The organism is Martelella mediterranea, assembly GCF_004342225.1.
Lineage (GTDB): Bacteria > Pseudomonadota > Alphaproteobacteria > Rhizobiales > Rhizobiaceae > Martelella > Martelella mediterranea_B.
The window spans coordinates 1-26140 of the sequence record NZ_SMAR01000015.1; the positions used below are offsets into that span (position 1 = coordinate 1).

Consider the following 26140-nt stretch of genomic DNA (forward strand, 5'->3'; position numbering starts at 1 on the left):
TGCCGTCAACGTCGTCTTGCCGTGGTCAACGTGACCAACTGTACCAATGTTGACGTGCGGCTTCGTGCGCGTGAACTTTTCCTTTGCCATTTTTAGGCTCCTATTCTTATCGAACCCGCGACGGGGTCATAATTTCTAACGTTACGGGTGTATCCCGGTCAGTTCTGACCGGAATACTTAGCCTGAATTTCCTGTGCGACGTTCGAAGGAACCGGCGCATTGTGGTCAAAGACCATCGAATACTGTGCACGGCCCTGCGACATTGAGCGCAGATTGTCGACGTATTTGAACATGTTCGCCAGCGGAACCTGAGCGTCAATAACCGTCGCGTTACCGCGTGGTTCCTGACCCAGAATCTGACCGCGACGGGAGTTCAGATCACCAATGACGTCGCCCACATACTCTTCCGGTGTGACAACTTCAACCTTCATCACCGGCTCGAGAAGCTGAGCGCCAGCCTTCTTCGCAGCTTCACGGAAGCAGGCACGCGATGCGATTTCGAAGGCCAGAACCGACGAGTCAACATCATGGTAAGCACCGTCGATGAGCGTCGCCTTGATGCCAAGCATCGGGAAGCCAGCCAGCGGACCGGAGGACAGAACGCTTTCGATACCCTTCTGAACACCCGGAATGTATTCCTTCGGAACAGCACCACCGACGATCTTGGATTCGAATACGAAGTCTTCGCCTTCCGGGTTCGGCTCGAAAATGATCTTGACGCGCGCGAACTGACCGGAACCACCCGACTGCTTCTTGTGGGTGTAGTCTTCTTCGTGCTGAGCCGTGATCGTTTCGCGGTAGGCAACCTGCGGAGCACCGACATTCGCCTCAACCTTGAACTCGCGCTTCATGCGGTCAACAAGAATGTCGAGGTGAAGCTCACCCATGCCAGCGATAATTGTCTGACCTGATTCCTCATCCGAGAAAACACGGAAAGAAGGATCCTCGGCAGCTAGACGGTTCAAGGCAAGACCCATCTTTTCCTGGTCGGCCTTGGTCTTCGGCTCGATCGCGATGCGGATAACCGGCTCGGGGAATTCCATCCGCTCCAGGATAACAGGCTTCAGCGGATCGCAGAGCGTATCACCGGTCGTGGTTTCCTTCAGGCCAGCAAGCGCAACGATATCACCGGCGTAAGCCGTTTCGATGTCCGAACGCGAGTTCGAGTGCATCTGCAGCATACGGCCGACGCGCTCGCGCTTTTCCTTAACCGTATTCATGACCGACGAGCCCTTTTCGAGCTTACCGGAATAAACGCGGCAGAACGTCAGCGAGCCAACGAAGGGGTCGTTCATGATCTTGAAGGCCAGCAGCGAAAGCGGCTCTTCGTCATCAGCGTGGCGAACGATCTCTTCTTCGGTCTTAACGTCGATACCCTTGATACCGGAAATATCAACAGGCGAAGGCAGGAAGTCTACGACTGCATCCAGAAGCGGCTGAACGCCCTTGTTCTTGAATGCAGAACCGCAAAGCATCGGATAGAAATCAACGTTGATCGTACCCTTACGGATCAGCTGACGAATCTTATCGTTATCAGGCATTTCGCCTTCAAGATAAGCTTCCATCGCCTCTTCATCGACTTCGACAATCGTTTCGATCATCGTTTCGCGATACTCTTCAGCCTTTTCCTTCATGTCAGCCGGAATATCCGTGATATCCCACTGCGCACCAAGGTGCTCACCGTCCCAGACGAGAGCTTTCATCTCGATCAGGTCGATAACGCCGGCAAATTCGCTTTCAGCGCCGATTGGCAGCTGGATAACGACAGGCGTCGCGCCAAGACGAGACTTAACCATCTCAACAGAACGGTAGAAGTCCGCACCGATCTTGTCCATCTTGTTGCAGAAGATCATGCGCGGAACATTATATTTGTCCGCCTGACGCCAAACGGTTTCCGTCTGCGGCTCAACACCAGCATTGGCATCGAGAAGCGCTACAGCACCGTCGAGAACACGCAGCGAACGCTCAACTTCAATCGTGAAGTCAACGTGGCCGGGCGTGTCGATGATGTTGAAGCGGCGCTTCTTGCCGTCACGGCCTTCCCAGAAGGTCGTCGTCGCAGCAGACGTGATCGTGATGCCACGCTCCTGCTCCTGCTCCATCCAGTCCATCGTGGCTGCGCCGTCGTGAACTTCACCGATCTTGTGCGATTTGCCGGTGTAGAAGAGGATACGCTCGGTCGTCGTGGTCTTGCCAGCGTCGATGTGCGCCATGATACCGAAATTTCGGTAATCTTCAATTTTGTAATCGCGAGCCATGATGAAAGGCCTTCCCTCGTATTTGTATTACCAGCGGTAATGGGAGAATGCGCGGTTAGCGTCAGCCATCTTGTGCGTATCTTCACGCTTCTTGACAGCCGAACCACGATTGTTCGCAGCGTCCATGAGTTCGCCGGAAAGGCGCTCAATCATGGTCGTTTCATTGCGCTTACGGGCAGCAGCGATCATCCAGCGGATCGCAAGAGCCTGACGGCGCTCAGGACGAACATCAACCGGAACCTGATAGGTTGCACCACCAACACGGCGGGAACGAACCTCAACGTGCGGAGCAACGTTTTCGAGCGCCTGATGGAAGACCTCGACCGGATCCTGCTTCATCTTGCCTTCAACGGCATCAAGAGCACCGTAGACGATCGACTCGGCGACGGACTTCTTGCCATGAAGCATGACGGCATTCATGAACTTGCTGACCACCAGATCACCAAACTTGGGATCCGGATTGATCTCACGCTTTTCTGCACTATGGCGTCGTGACATATTTCTCGTCTTTCACTTTAGGCCGGATCATCTGACGATAACCGCGAACCAACAAAACCTTATTTCGGACGCTTTGCACCGTACTTCGAACGGCGCTGCTTACGGTTCTTGACACCCTGAGTATCGAGAACACCGCGAACGATGTGATAACGCACACCCGGCAAGTCCTTCACACGACCGCCACGGATAAGAACAACAGAGTGCTCCTGAAGGTTATGACCTTCACCCGGAATATAACCGATGACCTCAAAGCCATTGGTCAGGCGAATCTTGGCAACCTTACGCAGAGCCGAGTTCGGCTTCTTCGGCGTCGTTGTGTAAACACGGGTGCAAACGCCGCGCTTCTGCGGGTTCTGCTCCAGTGCCGGAACCTTATTCCGCTTAACCTGCGGCTGGCGCGGCTTGCGGATCAACTGGTTTACGGTAGGCATACAACCATCCCTTTAGAATTCTTCTTCACCACCCTTGCGGGCACGCTCAATGCCGTTTCCGGCGACCAGAAGCACATTGATTTGTTTACATGCGCACAAACACGGCCCTGCCCGCTTCTTACAGAAGCAGAAGGACCTCAAAAGCAGAGGACACGGGCACTTTGCCGCGTCGTGCGTGCAGCATTTGATCTTCAACGTGCTGTATGAGAACCTAGTCTGAGGTGAACTCCAGAGCATTGGGCGCTCCGGAAGGCCATGCCTCACATGGGTTCCGTTGCCGCGGACATACTCATTTCGTTAAGCACAGTCAAGTACCACCCTCAATATTCTTGGGCTTTGGGCCTGATCCGCCGGGTGATTTTACTCTTCCGGCGGCTTTGCGCAAGATTAAGCCGACGACTCGCGGCTTCAGGCAAGAAAATGATCCCCGTCATTTCACCTTGCCCTGAGAAGAGCGACGCCGCCTTCTAAAGCGATTCTATTAACGATTCCTCCCCCCTTTCTCACAATCAGGAAGAATCGGGGCAGCGGTTTACCTCACCCTGTTGCAAAGCATCCACCAACGGCCATAAGGCTTGCTGATCGCCACACCTCAAGACTGCCCCGTTGCGTTAGACGTGTGCGCAGGCATCCCTGAGGGCCCGGATCGATCAGAGGACATGCTGTCACCGGAAACAGCCGGAAGCTGGTTGCGCTCCTGCCATGGATAGGGAGCCGGTGTTGTCAAAGCATGCCGTTCAGATTTTTGCGGATCGAGCCCCATGGCTGTAGCAAGGGCTGGTGTCTGCGCCCGTATCAGATTGATTTCGTAGAAATCCCTTTCACGGGCAGAAGACGCTGAAGAGCCAGCGGAACCCGACGATAGAATGCTGCCCAATGATGGGACTTCCGGCGCCACCCCACTGAAACTGCTTTGTCCTGAACCGCTAGCCCCCTGACCCGCGCGGTCTGCTCTGCCAGCCGATCCGGGACCACCGCGCGGTGCCCTCAAAGCTCTGAGAATTGCCGAGTCTTCGAGGCTTCGGGTATCGCCTGATGTTGTGGCGGTTGTTGTTGTCGGGGAAATATTGGAATCCATCTTTTTTGCTCCTGCCTGATAAGAATATCAGCAGGCTGGCACGTTCAGCCCTTAAGCCAGAATCATCTTTCTTTATAGAAGGTCGGAAAGCGGTTGATTCCAAAACACCGATATGCCGTACTTAAATGCAAATATCGAAACCACAAAGACTGATGAAACCGTACATGCTGGCGATCCGAAAATGTTACCGGATAAAACTCCAACTGCTTAAGCGCCGCGCATAACTCTGGCGGTTCAGATACCGGCCCTGACTGGCGGGAACCACTAACCGAAATACAAGGAAAAACGATGATTGCGATCCCCGGCTACACCAGTGATGGCGAGCGAATGATCTTTCTGATCACCGGCAAGGTTTATCATGAATGGAATGGCGAAGCCGAGATCCACGTTCTGATCGCCGCACCGGATGAAGATACTGCCGTGCGCAACACATTGAACGCGCTTGCCAATGAAGGGTATTCTGAAGCGGACCTGGACCAGATCGGGCTATTGACCGAAATTCCGGACGAAGAGCCTCACGCTTCCGCCTATCAGACAGCAATGGAAGGCGAAGTCGCCATCGTTAAGCTGAACCAGGCGTGAGAACTCCGTCCGGCAAAAAAACACCTTCTCCGACCAGACTCCCCATCAAGGCAACCGAACCAGAAAGAGCCTTCGTGCTTTCCCGTTCTGACGCAAGTTGGGTATTCTAACCACGCGGCAGATAGCGTTCGGCAGCTTCCGCATAGCGGCTTTCGTAACGGGACCGAATTGACTCGATCTCCGCCTTGTATCGCGGATCTTCGAGGGAGTCGAATTCGCCATTTTCCATTCGATTTTCCAAAGCTTCCTGGGCATCTGTCCGGGTTTGGCTATACGTATTTTCTGTTTCAGAATCTTGCCGGTCGACGAGGTTCCTCCAGGAATCACATTCAGCAAGCAGTGCCACTTGTTGCTCACGCGTCGCAAAGCGTGCCTGAACGGCTTCGCGGACAGTGTCGACGGCCTGCGGCGGCAAATAACCAAGATTGTCGGCAAAACGGGAGTGATCATGCTGCAATGCCAGATCAATCTGCAGGTCATCGCTAAGACGTTGCAATAGGAAGGTAATGATCTCCGACTCGTGAACCTGGTTATGGCCCGGCTCTCCTGGCGAGGACCGCTTCTTGTCCGCTTCAATCAATCCCATGGTCTCAATCTCACGAACCTTCAGGCCCGCAACAATCTTCTTCGCCATAGTCGCCATCGCATCGGGCGCATTGCTGTTTTCCAGCTCACGCATTTCCGCGCGCCGGACCATGCGATCCAGAAGCAACAGGTTGGCATCAACGCACTGATCTTGTGTCCCGGCAACGCCCGCTTCTTGCTCAAACTCTTCTTTCAATTCGGGATATTCACTCATCTTATTGAGAATGAATGCGACGCTTCCGGCCAGACTATGCAGAAAGCGTGCTGACGCGTCACGCAGTACAAATAGCATGTGCCGCATAGGGCCACTGAGTTCGAGTTGAGAGCAACGCTGCGTCACAGCACGATCACCTGCGAGAAGAGACCTTTCGAGCCAGAACGTTACAAGTTCTGCGTTGGATTGTTGCTCAAGAAGAGGATCCTCCGCCCCAGCGTCCATCACACTCCCGTCATCGTCTGCCCCATCATCGGCGATATGAGCTCGCCCGAAGTCAGGAGGGGCTCCATCAAGATAGATGTCATCAGCGAGCTCGCCATCGTCTTCATGCCCCAGTTCCCAGACCCGTTCGGCTGTTGCAGCTCCAATATTGGGGTATGAAATCAACGTTAAGTCAGGCCGGGTTCGGGCCTCGCCAAGCGCCTCGACATCCTGCAGTGGATTGTGGCGCAGATCCAGCTCACTCAAGTTCATCGTCATGAGGTGATATGGAATTTCGTTGAAATCATTTGAGCCCAGATCCACATGGCTAAATCTGGGAAGGTCGATAACCGTTTCGGGAATCGCGCGCAGTGTGTTTGAGGCGAGATGCAATCTCTCAAGGCTCTCCATCAGACCGATTTCGGCTGGTAATGCGCTCAAGCGATTATGCGAGAGATGCAATAGCCGGACATCTTTAAGATTACCGATTTCGGGCGGAAGTTCAGTGATTTGATTATGGCTCAAGTCCAGCTCAGACAAAGCATGAAGTCTCCCGATCTCCCGCGGGACATCAGCGATCTGGTTTCCAGCAATATCCAAATCAGTGAGATGACTCAAATTTCGAATCTCAGGGGGTATCCGGGTCAGATTATTAGCACTGAGGTTCAGCTCCAGAAGCTTTGAAAGCGCACCAATCCTGGAAGGCACATGAACAAGGCGATTGGACGACAGATCCAACCGCTGAAGATTCTTCAGTTCAAAAACAGCATCAGGAACCTCTGTCAGGTGCGCGTCTTCCATATCAAGACCGGTAACCTGCTGGCAGATCGCGATATTTGATGGCAGGCCCGGTGTTCGCGATATCAAAGCTGTAATTGCCGGCATGTCTTTCATGACCTCCGGCAGGGTTTGAACCCCGCTGATATCGATTTCGCCATCACCCTCTCCGCGGGCAACAGCCATCAGCGAATTGGCAACACGCTCATAATCTGTCCGAAGACCGGCCGGGGCACTGGCCAGCCATTTCTCAATACCGCGGAACTTCGGCATGGAAAGATCCAGCGGCTCGGTCTGCTCACCCATTTCCGTGCGTGGCGATCCCAGCCGGAGTTTGCGGGCCGACGTCTCTCCGCTGTCATCGCGAGATGCATTTGGACGTTTTCTTGAAAAAGCAAGGGCCGCCGCATGCACGTCAGCGGCTGACGTAGACGGGCCAGAAGGCTGGGAAGTTGATAGCCCGCGCTCCAACGAAGCAGATCTACGGTGCGCTTGTGGTGGTGTATCCCGACGGGAAGACGGGCCAGCACCTGAGGGTTCACTGGGCTTCAATGGGTCCACAGTCGGGTCTCCTTGTCTACAGCATCCGTGCCTTGCGCATCCGAGTGGATGCGCGGCGCGCTAAAGTTTGGGGTAAGATACAAACTCCGCCGCAAAGACAAATTCGCTTTTTCTGAAGCCACCGCCCTGGCCTCAGCTGGTCCAGATTTCAAATACACGGGATGGCGCTGGCTGACGGCGCGCTCCCTCAGACCCGCAATCTGGCTCTCAGACAAAAGGTAAAACGAAAAGGCCCGGCGCTTTCGCACCGGGCCTTGATTTTTTTAGTTCGAAAACGCCGAGGCGACTTACTCGCCCGGTTGTGCCTCTTCGTTCATGGAAGAGAGCATCGGCGTTGCCTCATCGGCGCCGGAGGCCTTACGCTTGGCCTCCAGTATCAGGTCATCACGCGAAGAGGCAACACGGCGAACCTGCCCCATGGCGCGTCCCGTACCAGCCGGGATCAGACGACCAACGATGATGTTTTCCTTCAGACCCTGCAAGGTATCGACCTTGCCGGCAATCGCGGCTTCGGTCAGCACCTTCGTGGTTTCCTGGAAGGAAGCGGCCGAGAAGAAGGAAGGCGTCTGCAGCGAAGCCTTGGTGATACCAAGCAGAACCGGTTCACCTTCCGCCGGACGTTTGCCCTCTTCAACCAGAGCAGCATTCGTATTGTCGAACTCGATCGCATCAACAACGTCTCCAGCGATATATTCACTGTCGTTGGTAGCGGTGATTTCGATTTTCTGCAGCATCTGGCGGACAATCACTTCAATGTGCTTGTCGTTGATGACCACGCCCTGAAGACGATAGACTTCCTGGATCTCATTGACGAGGTAGGAGGCCAGCGCTTCAACACCCTTGATCGCAAGAATGTCGTGCGGCGCAGGATTACCGTCGAGAATGTAATCGCCCTTCTCGATGTAGTCGCCATCCTGCAGATGGAACGGCTTGGCTTTCGGAATGAGATATTCCACCGGCTCGACACCATTTTCTGCAGGCTCGATCTGGATGCGACGCTTGTTCTTGTAGTCACGGCCGAAGCGGATCGTACCGTCGATCTCTGCGATCACGGCATGGTCCTTCGGACGGCGCGCTTCGAACAGCTCCGCAACGCGCGGCAGACCACCGGTAATGTCCTTGGTCTTGGCACTTTCCAGTGGCGAACGTGCAAGCACATCGCCCTGGCTGACCTTCTGCCCGGGTTCAACCGAGAGAATTGCATCAACCGAAAGCGGCATGCGGGCGTCTGTACCGCGCGGCAGCTTCATGATCTCGCCATTCTCATCCTTGATGACAATAGCCGGTTTCAGATCGGAACCACGCGGCGTCGAGCGCCAGTCGATAACCGAACGCTTGGTAAAGCCGGTGGCTTCATCCGTCGTTTCTGTCACCGAAAGACCTTCGACCAGATCTTCGAAGTCAACCGTACCGGACACTTCCGTCATCATCGGGCGGGTATAGGGGTCCCACTCGGCAAGACGCTGACCACGATTGACCTTGTCACCATCATCCACGAACAGTTTCGAACCGTAAGCAACCTTTTGAGAAGACCGCTCCTGTCCACGCTGATCGAGGATCTGAACAGCCATGTTACGGCCCATCGCCACCAGAACGCCGTCAGAGTTTCTCAGGACATTACGGTTCTTGATGCGAACCGTACCATCATAGGAAGACTCCAGGAACGACTGGTCGACCACGTTTGCCGTACCGCCAAGGTGGAAGGTACGCATGGTCAGCTGCGTGCCGGGCTCACCGATCGACTGTGCAGCGATAACGCCGACAGCTTCACCGATGTTGACCGGCGTACCGCGTGCAAGGTCGCGACCGTAGCAGACCTGGCAAACACCCGTCTGAACTTCGCAGGTGAGCGCCGAACGGATCTGGACGGACTGAATGCCGCAGGCCTCAATCTTGATGACATCCTGCTCGTTGATCTGGCGACCAGCCTCAACGATCAGTTCACCGGTATTCGGATCTTCAATATCGACAAGCGCTGCACGGCCCAGAACACGCTGGCCGATAGAGGCAACGATCTGACCGGCATCGACGATTGCCGTCATGGTCAGGCCCTTGTCCGTGCCGCAGTCAGCAGTATTGACGATGCAGTCCTGCGCCACGTCAACCAGTCGACGGGTCAGATAACCGGAGTTCGCAGTCTTCAGAGCGGTATCGGCCAGACCCTTACGGGCACCATGCGACGAGTTAAAGTACTCGTTCACGGTCAGACCTTCCTTAAAGTTCGAAACAATAGGCGTTTCGATGATCTCACCGGAGGGTTTCGCCATCAGGCCACGCATACCACCAAGCTGACGCATCTGGTTCTGAGAACCACGCGCACCGGAATGGCTCATCATGTAGATCGAGTTCATCTGCTTCTGGCGGCCGGTTTCCGGATCGAATTCGACGGCCTTAATGCGCGCCATCATCTCTTCGGTAACCTTTTCGGTCGCCTTGCCCCAGGCGTCGACAACCTTGTTGTACTTTTCGCCCTGGGTGATCAGTCCGTCGTTGTACTGCTGCTCATATTCCTTAACCAGCGCCTCTGTCTCAGCGACAATGGTGTACTTGGCATCCGGAATGACCATGTCATCCTTACCGAACGAAATGCCAGCCTTACAGGCCTGACCAAAGCCGAGGCTCATGATCCGGTCACAGAAAATGACCGTGTCTTTCTGGCCGCAATGACGGTAGACCGTGTCGATCATCTTGGAGATGTTCTTCTTGGTCATTTCCTGATTGCAGATTTCAAACGGCACAGCTGCGCTCTTCGGCAACAACTCACCGATGATCATGCGACCCGGAGTCGTCTCATAGATATTGGAAACCGCGTTGCCATCTTCATCGACGGTGCGGAAGCGTCCCTTAATCTTCGAATGCAGTGTAACGACCTTGTTCTCAAGCGCATGGTGCAGTTCGCCCATGTCACCGAAAATCATGCCCTCACCCGGCTCGTTCTGGTTCATTATCGAGAGATAGTAGAGACCAAGAACCATGTCCTGCGATGGCACAATAATCGGCGCACCGTTTGCAGGGTGCAGAATATTGTTGGTCGACATCATCAGAACACGGGCTTCCAGCTGAGCTTCCAGCGAAAGCGGAACGTGAACAGCCATCTGGTCGCCGTCGAAGTCAGCGTTGAACGCTGTACACACGAGCGGATGAAGCTGAATGGCCTTACCTTCAACAAGGGTCGGCTCAAATGCCTGAATACCAAGACGGTGAAGCGTCGGCGCACGGTTCAGGAGAACCGGATGCTCGCGAATGACCTCGTCGAGGATATCCCAGACTTCCGGACGTTCCTTCTCAACCAGTTTCTTCGCCTGCTTGACGGTCGAGGAGTAGCCCTTGGCGTCAAGACGGGCGTAGATAAACGGCTTGAACAGTTCGAGCGCCATCTTCTTCGGCAGACCACACTGGTGCAGCTTCAGTTCCGGACCGGTCACAATAACCGAACGACCTGAATAGTCGACGCGCTTGCCGAGCAGGTTCTGACGGAACCGGCCCTGCTTACCCTTCAGCATATCGGAGAGTGACTTCAGCGGACGGCGGTTCGCACCCGTGATGACACGGCCACGGCGGCCGTTGTCGAACAGCGCATCGACAGATTCCTGCAGCATACGCTTTTCGTTACGGATGATGATGCCCGGCGCGCGCAGTTCGATCAGACGCTTCAGGCGATTGTTACGGTTGATCACGCGGCGGTACAGATCGTTCAGGTCTGAGGTCGCAAAACGGCCACCGTCAAGCGGCACGAGCGGACGCAGGTCCGGCGGGATCACCGGAACGACCTTCATGATCATCCATTCCGGGCGGTTACCGGAATCAAGAAAGTTCTCGACGATCTTGAGACGCTTCATCAGCTTCTTGGTTTTCAGCTCAGATGTCGTCTCGGCAAGCTCGGTCCGAAGATCGCCAGCGATCTTTTCCAGATCCATGCTGGCAAGCATTTCGAGAATCGCTTCTGCACCGATATTGGCAGAGAACTGGTCTTCGCCAAACTCATCGACGGCCAGCATATACTCTTCTTCAGAGAGAAGCTGGTTTTCTTTCAGATCCGTAAGACCAGGCTCGGTGACAATGTAGTTCTCGAAATAAAGAACGCGCTCAACATCCTTCAGCGTCATGTCGAGCAGTGTTGAAATACGGCTCGGCAGCGATTTCAGGAACCAGATATGGGCAACGGGAGCGGCCAGCTCGATGTGTCCCATACGTTCACGGCGAACCCGCGAAAGCGTGACTTCAACGCCGCACTTTTCACAGATAATGCCTTTGTATTTCATACGCTTGTACTTGCCGCAAAGGCATTCATAGTCCTTGATCGGACCAAAGATACGCGCGCAGAACAGACCGTCGCGCTCCGGCTTGAACGTACGGTAGTTGATGGTTTCCGGCTTCTTGATTTCGCCATAAGACCAGGAAAGGATCTTTTCAGGGCTGGCGATCGAAATCCGGATGGAATCGAATGTCTGCGCCGGCGCCTGCGGATTGAAAAGATTCATGACCTCTTGGTTCATGCCTGTCTCCTTGACTGGGCGGCATCGCCCTTCTCGGCATTTTCGACCGGCCAAACCCCGGCGCCGGTCTTACTGCCCTTTGAAACGAGTGTCGCCGCAAAATGCGGCAGAAATGACACTTTACACTTACTGTGCTCTGTGTCGGTGGCGCGCCCCGCCAGCATAAAGCCCGGGCGCGCCTTTTGTTTTTTGATTATTCCGCTGCGTCCGGAAGTTCAGTCTCTTCGGTCGGAACTGTGTCATCGGCCAGATTTTCCAGCTCAACCGACAGCCCCAGAGAACGCATTTCCTTGACGAGCACGTTAAAGGATTCCGGAATACCGGCTTCAAACGTATCATCACCACGAACAATGGCTTCATAGACCTTGGTACGACCAGCAACGTCGTCCGACTTGACCGTCAGCATTTCCTGCAGCGTGTAGGCGGCACCATAGGCTTCCAGAGCCCAGACCTCCATTTCACCGAAGCGCTGACCACCGAACTGCGCCTTACCACCCAGCGGCTGCTGTGTGACGAGCGAGTACGGACCGATCGAACGGGCGTGGATCTTGTCATCAACCAGATGGTTGAGCTTGATCATGTACATGTAGCCAACGGTCACTTCACGGTCGAACCGTTCGCCTGTACGTCCGTCGTAGAGCACCGACTGACCGGACGGGTTGTAGCCCGCACGCGAAAGCATCTCCGAGACATCGCCTTCATGCGCACCATCGAAGACCGGAGTCGCGATGGAAACACCACGCTTGGCCTCTTCGGCAAGACGCAGAAGACCTTCATCATCGAAGTGCTCGACTTCGCTTTTCGCCTCAGAAGCATAGACCTCGGTCAGCTCTTTCTTGAGCGGAGCGATGTCGTTGGTTTCCTTGTACTCATCGAGCATTTCGCCGATGCGCTTACCCATACCGGCACAGCCCCAGGCCAGATGCGTTTCCAGAATCTGACCGACGTTCATGCGGCTCGGCACACCAAGCGGATTGAGCACAACGTCAACATGGGTTCCGTCTTCCAGGAACGGCATGTCTTCGGCAGGCAGAATGCGCGAAACCACACCCTTGTTGCCGTGACGGCCAGCCATCTTGTCGCCTGGCTGGATCTTGCGCTTAACAGCAACGAAGACCTTGACCATCTTCATAACGCCCGGAGGCATTTCGTCGCCGCGCTGGACCTTCTCGACCTTGTCCATGAAACGCTGTTCAAGGCGGTTCTTGGATTCGTCGTACTGACCGCGGAGTGCTTCAACCTCGCCCTGAACACCTTCGTCCTCAACGGCGAACATCCACCACTGCGAACGCGGATAGGCTTCGATCACTTCGTCATTGAGAACAGCACCCTTCTTGAAGCCCTTCGGGCCTGCAATCGAGGTTTGGCCACGCAGCATGTCTGCGAGACGGGCATAGACATTGCGGTCGAGGATGGCCTGCTCGTCGTCGCGATCCTTGGCGAGGCGTTCGATTTCCTCACGTTCAATGGCCATCGCACGCTCGTCTTTTTCAACGCCGTGACGATTGAACACACGCACTTCAACAACCGTACCAAAAGTTCCGGGCGGCATGCGCATTGAGGTATCGCGAACGTCAGAAGCCTTTTCACCGAAGATAGCGCGCAGAAGCTTTTCTTCCGGCGTCATCGGGCTTTCGCCCTTCGGCGTGATCTTGCCGACAAGAATATCGCCCGGATGCACTTCTGCACCGATGTAGACGATTCCGGCTTCATCAAGGTTCTTCAGCGCTTCTTCCGAAACATTCGGAATGTCGCGGGTGATTTCTTCCGGACCAAGCTTCGTATCACGGGCCATAACCTCGAATTCTTCCAGATGGATCGAGGTAAAGACGTCATCCGAAACGATCCGCTCGGAAAGCAGGATGGAGTCCTCGTAGTTATACCCGTTCCAGGGCATGAACGCGACGAGTGCGTTACGGCCCAGAGCCAGATCACCCAGATCCGTCGACGGACCGTCGGCAATGATATCACCGCGGTTCACGACATCACCGACGCGGACCAGCGGACGCTGGTTCACACAGGTATTCTGGTTGGAGCGCTGGAACTTCATCAGCCGGTAGATATCAACGCCCGATTTCGAGGCATCAAGGTCTTCTGTGGCACGCACAACGATACGCGTCGCATCGACCTGATCGACAATACCACCGCGTTTCGCACCAATAGCAGCACCACTGTCACGGGCCACAACCGGTTCCATACCGGTACCGACAAACGGCGCCTCGGCGCGAAGAAGCGGCACAGCCTGACGCTGCATGTTCGAGCCCATCAGAGCGCGGTTGGCGTCGTCGTTTTCCAGGAACGGAATAAGAGCGGCGGCAACAGACACAAGCTGCTTTGGCGAAACGTCCATCAGGTTGATGTTTTCGCGCGGGGCCAGCATCACTTCACCGGCATGACGGCAGACGACGAATTCTTCCGAGAAAGAACCGTCTTCGTTCATCACCGAGTTGGCCTGTGCGATGTAGTACTTCGCCTCTTCCATGGCCGACAGATAGACCACTTCATCAGTGACCTTGCCGTCCTCGGAAATCTTGCGATACGGGCTTTCGATAAAGCCGTACTTGTTGACACGGGCAAAAGTCGCCAGCGAGTTGATCAGACCGATGTTCGGGCCTTCCGGCGTCTCGATCGGGCAGATACGACCATAATGGGTCGGATGCACGTCGCGGACTTCAAAGCCAGCGCGCTCACGCGTCAGACCGCCCGGGCCGAGGGCAGACAGACGACGCTTATGCGTGATTTCCGACAGCGGGTTGATCTGGTCCATGAACTGCGACAGCTGCGAGGAACCGAAGAATTCGCGAACGGCGGCGGCAGCCGGCTTCGCGTTGATCAGGTCCTGCGGCATCACGGTATCGATCTCGATCGAGGACATACGTTCCTTGATCGCGCGTTCCATGCGCAGAAGGCCCAGACGATACTGGTTTTCCATCAGCTCGCCGACCGAACGGACACGACGGTTACCGAGGTTATCGATGTCGTCGATTTCGCCCTTGCCATCTCTGAGGTCTACGAGCTGCCTGACAACAGCAAGGATATCTTCCTTGCGCAGCACCCGCATCGTGTCCGGCGCATCGAGGTCGAGACGCATGTTCATCTTGACGCGACCGACGGCCGAAAGATCATAACGCTCAGGATCGAAGAACAGCGACGTAAACATCGCTTCGGCCGAATCCATCGTTGGCGGCTCACCCGGGCGCATAACCCGGTAGATATCGAACAGAGCGTCCTGACGGTTCTCGTTCTTGTCTGCTACCAGCGTGTTGCGGATGTAAGCACCAACGTTGACATGGTCGATATTCAGGATCGAAATGTCTTCGATGCCGGCCTCAACGACCATGGCGAGGTTCTTCTCGTCCAGCTCTGCACCGGCTTCCAGATAGATTTCGCCGGTTTCGAGGTTGACGATATCTTCCGCAAGGAATGAGCCGAGCAGCTCATCATCGGTCACCTTCAGCGCCTTCAGGCCATCTTCGGCAAGCTTTTTCAAACGACGCGGTGCCAGCTTCTTGCCAGCCTGGATAACGACTTCACCGCTATCGGCATCAACGAGATCGGAAACCGCCTTCTGGCCGCGCAGACGCTCAGGCGAGAACGGAACGCGCCAGCCATCGCCGTCGCGGGTATAATCAGCCTGCTCGTAGAAGGTATCGAGAATTTCCTCGGTATCCATCCCCAGCGCCATCAGAAGCGACGTCACCGGGATCTTGCGGCGACGGTCAATACGGGCGTGAACGATATCCTTGGCGTCAAATTCGATATCGAGCCATGAGCCGCGATAAGGGATCACACGGGCAGCAAACAGAAGCTTACCGGACGAATGGCTCTTACCCTTGTCATGATCGAAGAATACACCCGGAGAACGGTGCATCTGCGAAACGATAACACGCTCGGTACCGTTGACAATGAAGGTCGCATTATTGGTCATGAGCGGCATATCGCCCATGTAAACCGACTGCTCCTTGATGTCCTTGATGGACTTTGCGCCCGTATCTTCATCAATATCGAACACGATCAGCCGCAACTTGACCTTCAGCGGTGCTGCATAGGTCAGGTCGCGCTGACGGCATTCTTCAACATCGAACTTCGGCTGTTCGAACTCGTAGGAGACAAACTCCAGCATGGAAGCGCCCGAAAAATCGGTCATCGGGAAAACCGACTTGAACACTGCCTGCAAACCCTCGTCGGGGCGACCGCCTTCTGGCTCATCAACCATGAGGAACTGGTCGTAAGATGCCTTCTGAACCTCGATCAGGTTCGGCATCTCTGCCACTTCAGGGATTTTTCCGAAAAACTTGCGTACGCGCCTGCGACCATTAAAGGAAAGGGTCTGAGCCATCGTCGCTCCTTGTCAATCTGCATCCGGGCCTGCAACAGACGGTTACCGATGGCCAGCCGGCTCCGTCATCATCGTGAGCCATCCCCAATACCGCCGGAGAGGCTCTGTCTCTTCTTTTTTATCGACTATCCGAGCGTCAAACCGAGACCGGTCGCGCTTCCCGTCGAAAGGGTCTTTTTTAAGAACCCATTACCCAAAGGCCCGAAATGGGACTTTGGGTAATGGTTTCAGTCCGATTTTCAAGCTCTGCGGGCAGGAGCAACCCGCCCGCAGAACTCGTTAAGAAGCAAAGCTTACTTAAGCTCAACCTTGGCGCCAGCTGCTTCCAGCTTAGCCTTGAGCTCTTCAGCTTCTTCCTTGGAAACGCCTTCCTTGAGAGCCTTCGGAGCGCCTTCGACGAGTTCCTTAGCTTCCTTCAGGCCGAGACCGGTAACGCCACGAACTTCCTTGATGACGCCGATCTTGTTGCCGCCAACGTCAGCCAGGATGACGTCGAATTCGGTCTTTTCTTCTGCAGCAGCAGCTTCACCGCCTGCAGCACCGCCGGCAGCTGCAACAGCAACCGGAGCAGCAGCGGAAACGCCCCACTTTTCTTCGAGCATCTTGGACAGTTCAGCGGCTTCGAGAACCGTCAGTTCAGAGAGTTCGTCTACGATTTTGGCGAGATCAGCCATGTTCATATTCCTTCAGTGTGTTTGGTTCGAACTGGGTCGAAATTTCATAAACAGCGAAAAACCGCCTCAAGCGGCTTCGTCCTTCGTGGCGTAGGCGTTCAGCACGCGGGCAAGCTGGCTTGCCGGTGCGGAGGAGACCGTTGCGATACGCGTTGCCGGGGTCTGGATCATACCAACCAGCTTTGCACGCAGCTCGTCCAGCGAAGGCATCGTCGCAAGCGACTTGACACCATCAGCATCGAGCACGGTCGGTCCCATGGCACCACCGAGAACAACGAGCTTGTCGTTGGTCTTGGCGAAATCCATGACAACCTTCGGAGCCGTTACAGGATCTTCGCAATAAGCGATGAGCGTCTGACCTGTGAACAGGTCAGCCATTCCTTCGGACTCCGTACCCTGAAGGGCGATTCTGGCCAGACGGTTCTTCGCGACTTTGACAGTGCCGCCCGCTTCACGCATTTTTGTACGAAAATCGTTCATCTGCGCAACGGTGACACCGGCATAGTGGGCCACAACAACCGAGCCCGAAGCCTTGAAGACTTCGTTCAGTTCTGTGACGAATTCGCGTTTTTCCGCTCTTTCCACTGCCTATCTCCAGTTGACAGGGCTTAAATCAAGCCCCATCGGGTTTGCCTTTTGCCGCAAGGGTCTTGCTTTACTTCAAGATCCCAAGCGACGCTCGAGGATCCTGCCCCCATCGGCGCGCTGATAAAGAGCGCCTAGGCACACCAGGTTCGAACCAACTCAGCCGTATCAAGGCGGAAAGCCTCAGCCAAAACGGAAAAATTGGTCTCACCCGTCTCATGCAGGCAAATGATTAAGGTTGCCCACCTGCAATCTCGGACAGGAAACCGGGATTTCTCCCGGGTTCTTCCGGGCCAAACGGCCCGGAAAACTTTTACCGGAGGCGTGAAACCTCCAAAAACTTATAATCAGGCACCAACCGACGAAAAGTCGATCTTGACGCCCGGACCCATCGTCGAGGACAGAGCAACACGCTTGATGTAGTTACCCTTGGCGCCGGCAGGCTTCGCCTTGATAACCGCATCAGCAAAAGCGCGGATATTTTCTTCCAGTGCGCTTGCCTCAAAGGAGGCCTTGCCGATACCGGCATGGACGATACCAGCCTTTTCAACACGGAATTCAACAGCACCGCCCTTGGAGGCTTCGATTGCTGCCTTGACGTCCATCGTGACGGTGCCAACCTTCGGGTTAGGCATCATGCCGCGGGGCCCAAGAACCTTACCGAGACGACCAACAAGTGGCATCATGTCCGGCGTGGCAATGCAACGATCGAAATCGATATTGCCACCCTGAACCTGCTCGAGCAGATCTTCCGCACCGACGATGTCTGCACCGGCTTCCTTGGCTTCATCGGCCTTGGCGCCGCGTGCAAAAACAGCAACGCGAACGGTCTTGCCCGTACCATTCGGCAGATTGACAACACCACGGACCATCTGGTCTGCGTGACGCGGATCAACACCGAGATTCATCGCCACCTCGACAGACTCATCAAACTTGGCGGTCGCGCGTTCCTTAACCAGCTTTACGGCCTCAGAAAGATCATAAAGCTTGTTGGGATCGAGGCCTTCACGGCCCTTCTGGATACGTTTTGCAATCTTCGTCATAGCGCTCAACCCGTCACTTCCAGACCCATGGCGCGGGCAGAGCCCTCAACCATCTTGATCGCGCCGTCAATGTCGGCAGCGTTCAGGTCACTCATTTTAGCTTCGGCAATCTGACGCACCTGGTCAGCACTGATCGAACCAGCCTTCGCCTTACCTGGAGTCTGCGACCCCTTCTTGATCTTGGCTTCCCGCTTGAGGAAGTAAGAAACCGGCGGCTGCTTCATAACGAAGGTAAAGGATTTATCCTGGAAATAGGTAATGATCACCGGGATCGGCATACCTTTTTCCATTTCCTGCGAGGCGGCATTAAACGCCTTGCAGAATTCCATAATATTAATGCCACGCTGACCAAGAGCGGGACCGATCGGCGGGGACGGGTTTGCCGAACCTGCCGGGACCTGCAACTTGAGCTGGCCTGCAACTTTCTTAGCCATTACTCTGCCTTTCACTTCACTGGCCGGAAAACCGACCCACTTGCCGGCAAAACCGGCGGCTGCGGTTGCGTGGTGCGAATTGAACGAAGAACCGGCTAAAGCCCTTCCATTCTTCCACGCGAAAACCCCGAAACGGGGTTAAACTTAAACTTTTTCGACCTGCCCGTATTCCAGCTCAACCGGTGTAGCACGACCAAAGATCGAAACCTCCACCTTCAGGCGGGCACGCTCTTCATCAACATCCTGCACAACACCGTTGAACGACGCGAACGGACCATCAGAGACGCGAACCTGCTCACCGATCTCGAAGGATACCGTCGCCTTGGGCCGCTCAACACCTTCCTGAACCTGACCAAGGATATGCTCAGCTTCAGAATCCGGAATCGGAACAGGGCGCTGATCGCTACCCAGAAAACCGGTTACACGCGGCGTATTCTTGATAAGATGAAAAACCTCATCATTCAGATCGGCCCGGACGAGAACATAGCCCGGGAAAAACTTACGCTCAGAGTCAACCTTACGTCCGCGACGAACTTCGACAACCTTTTCGGTGGGCACAAGAATGCGATCAAAAAAGTGATCAAGACCCTTTTGCTTGGCCTTTTCTTCAATCGCTTCCGCCACCTTCTTTTCGAAGTTGGAATAAGCGTGAACGATATACCAGCGCATCGCCATTTTAAAACTCTCCCTCTCGCCGGTTAAGATCAGGCACCAAGATTGAGGATGAAGTTCATACCCCAACTCATCAACTGATCTGCAGCGAAAAAGAACAACGCTGCAACAACAACCATCACCATCACCATCAGGGTGGAAATGACTGTTTCACGCCGTGACGGCCAAACAACTTTAGCCGTCTCGGAGCGAACCTGCTGCAGAAACGTAAATGGATTAGTTTTCGATGCCATAAACTGCCCACGCCTTTACGGCGCGTAAAGTGGAATTGTCCAGCTCCACGCACCGCGAGTCTGTTTCGCATTACATATCATCGTTTTCCAATTTCTCAAGAGGAAAACAACATTTTTATAGTCTCGCCCTTCCGTCAAACAACCTTCAACGGAACGACGGAAGAAGAAATGGCAGGGGCAGCAGGGTTCGAACCCGCGACCTGCGGTTTTGGAGACCGCCGCTCTACCAACTGAGCTATACCCCTTTAACCGATCCGGCGTTTCAGCAGACACTCGCGAAGCCTGACCGGATGTGGCGTTCCGTTTACGGGTATGACGCACACTTTGCAAGAGTGTTTTTCACTAAAATATCCAAAGATGTTCAGTCCGGGCCCTACCGGTCCAACTTCAATGGTGCTGCGATGACAAAATTCCATCGTTCAGCCCATATTCCACCTTTGCCAGTCCATGCGGCCCGGGTTCTCAGGCTCTCAAAGCCTCATTATCAGGATCGAACGGGCTTTCTTCCACAACGCTCGCCTCATAGAGCGCACCGAGGATCTTAACTTTCAGCCTGGTTCCGACTGCGGCGTACTCAGGTGACAGCATGGCCAAGGCGATGGATTTTCCGATTCGCCAGCCGAAGCCCCCCTGCGTCACGCGCCCAGCCAGCGCGCCGCTCGAATCATAGATTGCCTCTGAACCACGCGCATCACAGTCCGTCACGCCCTCAACAATCAGTGTGGCGAAGATGGCTGACAGCCCTTCTTCTTTCCTTGAAAGCAGAGCCTCTTTACCGATGAAATCCTTGGTCGGCTTTATGAAGCGGTCGAGTCCCGATTCGTAGGCTGTATATTCGATGGTCATTTCCCGCTGCATGGCGCGGTAAGATTTTTCCAGCGCCATTGCACCCATGGCCCGAATGCCGAAGGGCTTGATATCAAACTCAGCTCCCGCCTCCATCAATTGATCGAAGATATAGGTCTGCATTGCGATCGGGTGATGGATTTCCCATCCGAGCTCTCCGACGAAGTTTACCCTGAGCGCATGGCAGCTGGCAGCACCGATTGAAATAGACTGGCCGGTCAGCCATGGGAAATCAGCATTTTCCAGTGATGAGCGCGTCAGCTTTTTCAAGACATCGCGCGCCTTCGGTCCTGCAAGCACCAGAACACCCATTTCCATGGTGAGTGGCCGCAGCCGGACAGATCCATCAGTCGGCGCGAGCTTTGCCAGAAGGTCGTGATCGTGCGTTTCCAGCCCCGCACCGGACACCAGATAGAACCGGTCTGGCGCCCACTCATAGAGCGTAAACTCGGCACGCACACCGCCCTGACGCCCGAGAAGGTGGCAGAGCGCGATACGGCCACGTTTCTTCGGCACGGTATTGGCAAATATCGAATTGAGGAATGCCCGCGCGCCGGAACCGGAAACCTCCATTTTGGCAAACGGCGTCATATCGAGAATGCCGACCTTCTCGTGCACATGCTTCACTTCATTGCCGACATGCTCAAAATAATTGGAACGGCGGAACGACCACTTTTCAACGATCCTGCCATCGTCCAGCGGCGGCGCGTGGTTGTGGCTGGTGATCACATCAGCACCAACCCCCAGTTCGCTTTCGTCCAGCTGGTAGCCTTCCGGCGCATACCAGTTCGCGCGTTCCCAGCCATAGACCGAGCCGAACACGCCGCCGAGGGCTTTCAAGCGAGCGTAAACCGGTGATGTCTTCAATGGGCGCGCCGCAGAGCGTTCTTCATCGGGATAGTGCATGGTGAAGACATTGGCGTAGGCCTCTTCATTCTTGGCGATCAGATATCCTTCTGTCGCATACGGGCCAAAACGCCTGGGATCGACCCCGGCGAGATCGATCGTCGGCTCACCGTCTACAATCCATTCTGCAAGCTGCCAACCCGCGCCACCGGCAGCGGTAATCCCGAAGGAGTGTCCCTCATTCAGCCAGAAGTTTTTCAGCCCCGGCGCAGGCCCGACAATCGGGTTCCCGTCGGGCGTATAGGCGATCGCACCGTTATAGACCTTCTTGATGCCCACCTCTGCGAAGGCCGGAACACGCGCCATCGCTGTTTCGATATGCGGCATGAGGCGATCAAGATCTTCCTGAAAAAGCTCATACTCGCTGTCATCGGACGGGCCATCGACATAACAGACCGGCGCTCCGGCTTCATATGGCCCCAGCAGTAGCCCACCGGCCTCCTCACGCATGTACCAGGCGCTGTCAGATTCGCGCAAAACACCCATCTCCGGCAGTCCCTGTTTTTTACGGGCCAGTATTTCAGGATGCGGTTCGGTGACGATATACTGATGCTCGACCGGAATGACCGGGATATTGAGCCCAACCATCTGGCCGGTGCGCCGTGCGAAATTGCCCGTGCATGAAATCACGTGCTCGGCGGTAAAGGCTTCTTTATCGGTCTCCACATGCCATGTCCCGTCACCGTTCTGTCGGATCTCGATTACCGTGGCGTTACGTATGATCCGCGCGCCGTTGTCGCGCGCGCCCTTGGCCAGCGCCTGCGTCAGATCGGCAGGCTGAATATAACCGTCGCCAGGATGCTGGATCGCACCAAGAAGCCCGTCGATTTCGGCAAGCGGCCAGACTTCTCTGACCTCTTCTGGTGTCAGAAATCTAAAATCCACACCAATGGTCTCGGCAATACCGGAATAGTAAAGATACTCATCCATCCGGTCTTTCGTCATCGCAAGCCGGATATTGGAGACTTTCGAAAAGCCAACATTCAGACCTGTTTCAGTTTCCAGCGCCGAATAAAGATCCACCGAATATCGATGCAGCTGGCCTACAGAGTAGCTCATATTAAAGAGCGGCAGGAGCCCGGCTGCATGCCATGTGGACCCTGACGTCAGTTCCTTTCGCTCGACAAGAACGACATCGTCCCAGCCTTTTTTCGCGAGATGATAAAGCGTTGAAACACCAACAACGCCACCGCCGATTACCAGAGCTTTTGTCTTCGTCGTCATCTGTTCCGCCTCGCAAAGGTCATGAATATCGGGCCTGCCCGGCAGACCGCTTTATTCCGACTATGCAACGCGGCCTCACCGGCCAACAGCCCGTTTGCGACATGCTTGAATGCTATGGCGACGCCAGCGAAAAACCGTGTTTACCGGTCTCCGCCGTCGTCATTGCCCGCACCCGGCTCATCAAAGACTGGCTTAATGACAGCCTGCGGCTCTGACTGGCCGTTCTTCTCCCCCGGCTTACGGTTCTTGCGGATGGCATCAGCCAGTTCATCACGTCGTTCTTTTTGCGGAATGATATGCAGATCGCGCTGAGGATAGGGAATGGTAATCCCCTCATCCCTGAACCGCTCGAAGATCGCCACCCGGATATCGTTGCGGACAGCGATACCGTTGAACACATCAGCAAGATAGACGCGAACCTCGAAATCAAGCGTCGACTCGCCAAAGCCCATGAAAATCACCATCGGCTCGGGATTCTGAAGCACAAGAGGATGCGATGTCGCGATTTCCATCAGAATGTCCATCACCCTGCGCGGTTCGGAATCATAGGAAACACCAACGGCGACCTCTGAACGCCCCATCTGATTGTGATGCATCCAGTTGCCGACAGACGCATTGATCAGCTCGGAATTCGGAACAATGATCGACTGGCGCTGAAAGGTCTCGATCTCGGTTGCCCGCACGGAAATGCGCTTTACAAACCCTTCGGTTGTTCCTGAGACAATCCAGTCTCCGACCTTAAAGGGGCGCTCAACGAGAAGGATCAAACCGGATACAAAGTTCGACACAATCGTTTGCAGGCCAAAGCCGATACCAATCGAAAGCGCCGAGGCGACAAGTGCCAGACTGGAGAGGTTTACGCCAGCAGCTGACACCGCCAGCAGCACCGCGATCACGATGCCGAGATATTTAATCCCGGTTTTCACCGAATTGCGCACACCGGCATCGGCACGCGAACGCAACAGCACATTTTCATCGAACCAACGTTCAAACCAGCGGGTTACGAGAAATGCACCGATGAAGAGCAATATCCCGATGAGAATGCCGCCAAGCGAAATCGAAATCGAACCGATACTGATCGAGGTCAGGTTGTTCGAAGCCCAGAACCGGATTTGTTCAGCGCGCACACCCCATGACATCAGGGTCAGCGGAATGCCGATCGCCAGTGTAATGGCATAGATTGCAAGCCCGGCCAGCAGGGAAATCTGATCGGCCCGCACCGGTGTCAGCGAATAGCGCTCGACAAATCGTCGCCCGTTGCGGGTCCGCGCAAGGCTGCCGGGCTGCCCGACAGCACGTCCGACAAGAATACCGATGTAAATGGTGATGAGCACTGCACCTGTCAGCACAATCTGCATGGCGACGAAACGGGCAAGCGCCACATAGCCAATGATAGCAGCGAAGACCACGAAAAGACCGACCAGCCGTGCAGCAACAGCAATGAAAGACGGGAACATTACCTTTGCCAGTCGCTCCCGGCGGCTCAGACCTGTTTCGCTGACACCTTCCCCGCGCCGCGGATGAATAAACGAAACGGCAACGAGCAGAGCGCCGATCAGAATGGCCACGACAAGACTACGCATCACCTCCAGACGGAAATCGACATCCAGCGTATCATTCAACACTGCAATCGATTGATCAGCCCAGTTCACCGCCGCAATCGCAGTGAAAGCAAAGGTCAGATGACGCGCAGCGTTGTTGCCGATCGGTATAAGGCGCCATTTTGGCCGTCTTGGCGCCAGAACATTCCGGGAGAGCAAAAAGACGAAAACAACGATGACAATTGATATGTATACCTCGCGCACAAAGCGCTCAACATCCGGCAACAGAATGTTCATGCTGGTAAACAGAATGAAGGAAACCAGCAGAAATCCGATCAACACGACAATCGGCAGAACAGTCTTGAAAAAGGCCGCGAGAAGTCTGGCGACATAATCCGGTTCATCATCCTCGAAATCGATCTCGGTTCGTGCAACAAGCCGGGACGAAGTCTGATAGAAGAAAAACGCTGCGAAGACTGAAAGAACATTGGCCAGAATGAACTCAACCCGCTTCGACTGCAAGACGAATGACAACCAGCTGCCATAAGAGGCCGAGAAACTATCCGCTTCCTGCGCCAGAAGTGTGCGGAAGTCCGTGGAGAGCAGGTCCCGGATATTGGTGTGTTTAAAAAGCGCCTGAGTGAACTGCTCGCGGCGAACTGTCGTAATCCGGGCCGCCAGATCATCTGAGGCTGTCGCAAGCTTTTTAATGTGGTCTGAAAGCGCGTTGATTTCCGACCGCATGGCCAGCAGGTGATTGCGTTCATCGGTGGTGACTGCCGGTTCCGCAGGTTCACCCGGCCCAGGCGCACTGCCAAGCTCCGTCAGCTCGGCGCGAACACCTTCCAGCTTTTTCTGAACGTCTGCCTCTGCCTGTGAAATATCGCTCGCAAGCTGATCTGCCTTTGTCTGCAAATCAGAAAGCGTGGCATCGTCATTGGACTTGCCTTCAAGCTGGTTTTCAATATCGCGGATTCTCTTTTGATAATCAGCGATTTGTTTGGCAGTGTTGGTGACGAAGGAATCACGGACAGGCTGCGTCGTGAAAGAAGCACTTTCGCTGGAGGCCTGGTCTCTGCCCCCGGAAGATTGGGCAAAGGCCGATCCAGCAGCCAGCGCCAGCAAAAAACTGAACAGGAGCAAAAAGCGGAACAGGTTCAACGGTGCTTTTGAGCCGGGTTGTGCCAGATTCACGTGGTACCTGCCTTTGTTCTCGATCTCAGTGATTTTCTGATGCAGCGCGCCTCAACAATGCGCAAACGTGCCACGAGGACACTTATTTCTGTCCCCAGCCGGTATTTTCGCCATCAGCGAGATAGGCCAGTTCCGCACGCGTTGAACGTCGCTTCAGAATGGCATTGCGATGCGGGAATCGCCCGAAACGGCTGATCACGTCACGGTGCTGCTGCGCGTAATCAACATATTCCTCATTGCCAAGCGCTTCAAACAGCGAAACCGAGCGATCCTGATCGGCCAGCAACTCTGAATGTTCGAATGGCATAAAGAAAAATGCGCGCCGGGCCTCATCCACCTTTTCATGCGCCCCGCTTGCTACTGCCAGCTTGGCTTCCCGCAAAGCCAGCATATCCGTTGCAAAGGCAAGCGGTGTCGCCCGATAGATATTACGCGGAAACTGATCGAGAACAATGATTGCGGCAAGCTGATAGTCAGCCTTTGAACGCCACAGGCCGCCAACATCACGCGCAAGTTCGCGATGCGTCACGAAAAAACGGTGCAGGATCTGCCGGTCCAGCGCAGCGACATCGTCGGGACGAAACCAGTCTTTCGGCGTCAGCTCTTCAAACCAGAAGGAAAGCACCTCGTCAGGATGGCAAACGGACTCGGAGAATTCAGTCATGGCATTTCCTTCATTTTTTCAGCCGCATAATTGCCTGGCCGACCCAGAGTTCACTTGCGCATATATGGCCGGAAAGATACATTTTCACGATAGTCTTCTCA

18 protein-coding genes and 1 tRNA gene are annotated in these 26140 nt (G+C 54.9%); 1 reads left to right on the plus strand and 18 read right to left on the minus strand.

The window, feature by feature from the left end; translation table 11 throughout:
• From EDC90_RS10880 to EDC90_RS10900, 5 genes are all read right to left on the minus strand, one after another.
• Positions 1–90: GTP-binding protein (locus tag EDC90_RS10880; RefSeq protein WP_132311443.1), on the minus strand; the 90-nt coding region annotated here is incomplete at its 3' end.
• Positions 91–158: 68 nt separating this feature from the next.
• On the minus strand, positions 159–2258 hold the full coding sequence (gene fusA, locus EDC90_RS10885) for an elongation factor G (protein ID WP_132311445.1): 2100 nt from the start codon (positions 2256–2258) through the stop codon (positions 159–161).
• Positions 2259–2285: 27 nt separating this feature from the next.
• Positions 2286–2756 carry a 30S ribosomal protein S7 gene (gene rpsG / locus EDC90_RS10890; protein ID WP_132311447.1) on the minus strand — a complete coding sequence of 157 codons (471 nt, stop codon included), beginning with the start codon at positions 2754–2756 and terminating at the stop codon, positions 2286–2288.
• 59 nt (positions 2757–2815) lie between these two features.
• Complete coding sequence (gene rpsL / locus EDC90_RS10895) at positions 2816–3187, minus strand: 30S ribosomal protein S12 (RefSeq protein ID WP_132311449.1); 372 nt, start codon at positions 3185–3187, stop codon at positions 2816–2818.
• A 592-nt stretch (positions 3188–3779) separates the two neighbouring features.
• The gene (locus EDC90_RS10900) at positions 3780–4265 is read right to left on the minus strand and encodes a hypothetical protein (RefSeq protein ID WP_132311451.1); all 486 of its coding nucleotides are present in this window, start codon (positions 4263–4265) and stop codon (positions 3780–3782) included.
• Positions 4266–4553: 288 nt separating this feature from the next.
• Between EDC90_RS10900 and EDC90_RS10905 the strand changes: the two genes are divergently transcribed.
• Complete coding sequence (locus EDC90_RS10905) at positions 4554–4847, plus strand: transcriptional regulator (RefSeq protein WP_132311453.1); 294 nt, start codon at positions 4554–4556, stop codon at positions 4845–4847.
• Between the two features lie 106 nt (positions 4848–4953).
• Here EDC90_RS10905 and EDC90_RS10910 read toward each other — a convergent pair whose 3' ends face one another.
• From EDC90_RS10910 to EDC90_RS10970, 13 genes are all read right to left on the minus strand, one after another.
• Entirely contained in the window at positions 4954–6933 is a 1980-nt protein-coding gene (locus tag EDC90_RS10910) for a leucine-rich repeat domain-containing protein (protein ID WP_132311455.1), read from the minus strand.
• Positions 6934–7475: 542 nt separating this feature from the next.
• Positions 7476–11684: a DNA-directed RNA polymerase subunit beta' gene (rpoC, locus tag EDC90_RS10915; RefSeq protein ID WP_132311457.1), complete on the minus strand. Its 4209-nt coding sequence runs from the start codon at positions 11682–11684 to the stop codon at positions 7476–7478.
• Between the two features lie 193 nt (positions 11685–11877).
• Positions 11878–16023, minus strand: a complete 4146-nt coding sequence (gene rpoB / locus EDC90_RS10920; RefSeq protein ID WP_132311459.1) for a DNA-directed RNA polymerase subunit beta — start codon at positions 16021–16023, stop codon at positions 11878–11880.
• A gap of 293 nt (positions 16024–16316) precedes the next feature.
• A complete protein-coding gene (rplL, locus tag EDC90_RS10925) occupies positions 16317–16697 on the minus strand; it encodes a 50S ribosomal protein L7/L12 (RefSeq protein WP_132311461.1) in 381 nt (126 codons plus the stop codon).
• A 66-nt stretch (positions 16698–16763) separates the two neighbouring features.
• On the minus strand, positions 16764–17282 hold the full coding sequence (gene rplJ / locus EDC90_RS10930; protein WP_132311463.1) for a 50S ribosomal protein L10: 519 nt from the start codon (positions 17280–17282) through the stop codon (positions 16764–16766).
• Between the two features lie 347 nt (positions 17283–17629).
• Complete coding sequence (gene rplA, locus EDC90_RS10935) at positions 17630–18325, minus strand: 50S ribosomal protein L1 (protein ID WP_132311465.1); 696 nt, start codon at positions 18323–18325, stop codon at positions 17630–17632.
• A 5-nt stretch (positions 18326–18330) separates the two neighbouring features.
• Positions 18331–18759: a 50S ribosomal protein L11 gene (gene rplK, locus EDC90_RS10940; RefSeq protein WP_132311467.1), complete on the minus strand. Its 429-nt coding sequence runs from the start codon at positions 18757–18759 to the stop codon at positions 18331–18333.
• A gap of 144 nt (positions 18760–18903) precedes the next feature.
• Complete coding sequence (nusG, locus tag EDC90_RS10945) at positions 18904–19434, minus strand: transcription termination/antitermination protein NusG (protein ID WP_132311469.1); 531 nt, start codon at positions 19432–19434, stop codon at positions 18904–18906.
• A gap of 29 nt (positions 19435–19463) precedes the next feature.
• On the minus strand, positions 19464–19664 hold the full coding sequence (gene secE, locus EDC90_RS10950; RefSeq protein ID WP_132311471.1) for a preprotein translocase subunit SecE: 201 nt from the start codon (positions 19662–19664) through the stop codon (positions 19464–19466).
• Between the two features lie 169 nt (positions 19665–19833).
• Positions 19834–19909: transfer RNA gene (locus EDC90_RS10955), tRNA-Trp, on the minus strand.
• A 217-nt stretch (positions 19910–20126) separates the two neighbouring features.
• On the minus strand, positions 20127–22640 hold the full coding sequence (locus EDC90_RS10960) for a GcvT family protein (RefSeq protein WP_132311473.1): 2514 nt from the start codon (positions 22638–22640) through the stop codon (positions 20127–20129).
• A gap of 140 nt (positions 22641–22780) precedes the next feature.
• Complete coding sequence (locus EDC90_RS10965) at positions 22781–25375, minus strand: mechanosensitive ion channel family protein (protein WP_132311475.1); 2595 nt, start codon at positions 25373–25375, stop codon at positions 22781–22783.
• An 82-nt stretch (positions 25376–25457) separates the two neighbouring features.
• Complete coding sequence (locus EDC90_RS10970; protein WP_132311477.1) at positions 25458–26039, minus strand: DUF924 family protein; 582 nt, start codon at positions 26037–26039, stop codon at positions 25458–25460.
• Positions 26040–26140 lie beyond the last annotated feature (101 nt).

Excerpts from the sequence above, each read along its gene's own strand:
- EDC90_RS10905 (WP_132311453.1), top strand. The coding sequence starts at position 4,554 with ATGATTGCGATCCCCGGCTACACCAGTGATGGCGAGCGAATGATCTTT.
- fusA (WP_132311445.1), bottom strand. The coding sequence starts at position 2,258 with ATGGCTCGCGATTACAAAATTGAAGATTACCGAAATTTCGGTATCATG.
- EDC90_RS10960 (WP_132311473.1), bottom strand. The coding sequence starts at position 22,640 with ATGACGACGAAGACAAAAGCTCTGGTAATCGGCGGTGGCGTTGTTGGT.
- rpoB (WP_132311459.1), bottom strand. The coding sequence starts at position 16,023 with ATGGCTCAGACCCTTTCCTTTAATGGTCGCAGGCGCGTACGCAAGTTT.
- secE (WP_132311471.1), bottom strand. The coding sequence starts at position 19,664 with ATGGCATCGAAAACTAATCCATTTACGTTTCTGCAGCAGGTTCGCTCC.
- rplK (WP_132311467.1), bottom strand. The coding sequence starts at position 18,759 with ATGGCTAAGAAAGTTGCAGGCCAGCTCAAGTTGCAGGTCCCGGCAGGT.
- rpsG (WP_132311447.1), bottom strand. The coding sequence starts at position 2,756 with ATGTCACGACGCCATAGTGCAGAAAAGCGTGAGATCAATCCGGATCCC.
- EDC90_RS10970 (WP_132311477.1), bottom strand. The coding sequence starts at position 26,039 with ATGACTGAATTCTCCGAGTCCGTTTGCCATCCTGACGAGGTGCTTTCC.
- rpoC (WP_132311457.1), bottom strand. The coding sequence starts at position 11,684 with ATGAACCAAGAGGTCATGAATCTTTTCAATCCGCAGGCGCCGGCGCAG.
- EDC90_RS10910 (WP_132311455.1), bottom strand. The coding sequence starts at position 6,933 with ATGGGTGAGCAGACCGAGCCGCTGGATCTTTCCATGCCGAAGTTCCGC.
- EDC90_RS10900 (WP_132311451.1), bottom strand. The coding sequence starts at position 4,265 with ATGGATTCCAATATTTCCCCGACAACAACAACCGCCACAACATCAGGC.
- rplL (WP_132311461.1), bottom strand. The coding sequence starts at position 16,697 with ATGGCTGATCTCGCCAAAATCGTAGACGAACTCTCTGAACTGACGGTT.
- nusG (WP_132311469.1), bottom strand. The coding sequence starts at position 19,434 with ATGGCGATGCGCTGGTATATCGTTCACGCTTATTCCAACTTCGAAAAG.
- rpsL (WP_132311449.1), bottom strand. The coding sequence starts at position 3,187 with ATGCCTACCGTAAACCAGTTGATCCGCAAGCCGCGCCAGCCGCAGGTT.
- rplA (WP_132311465.1), bottom strand. The coding sequence starts at position 18,325 with ATGACGAAGATTGCAAAACGTATCCAGAAGGGCCGTGAAGGCCTCGAT.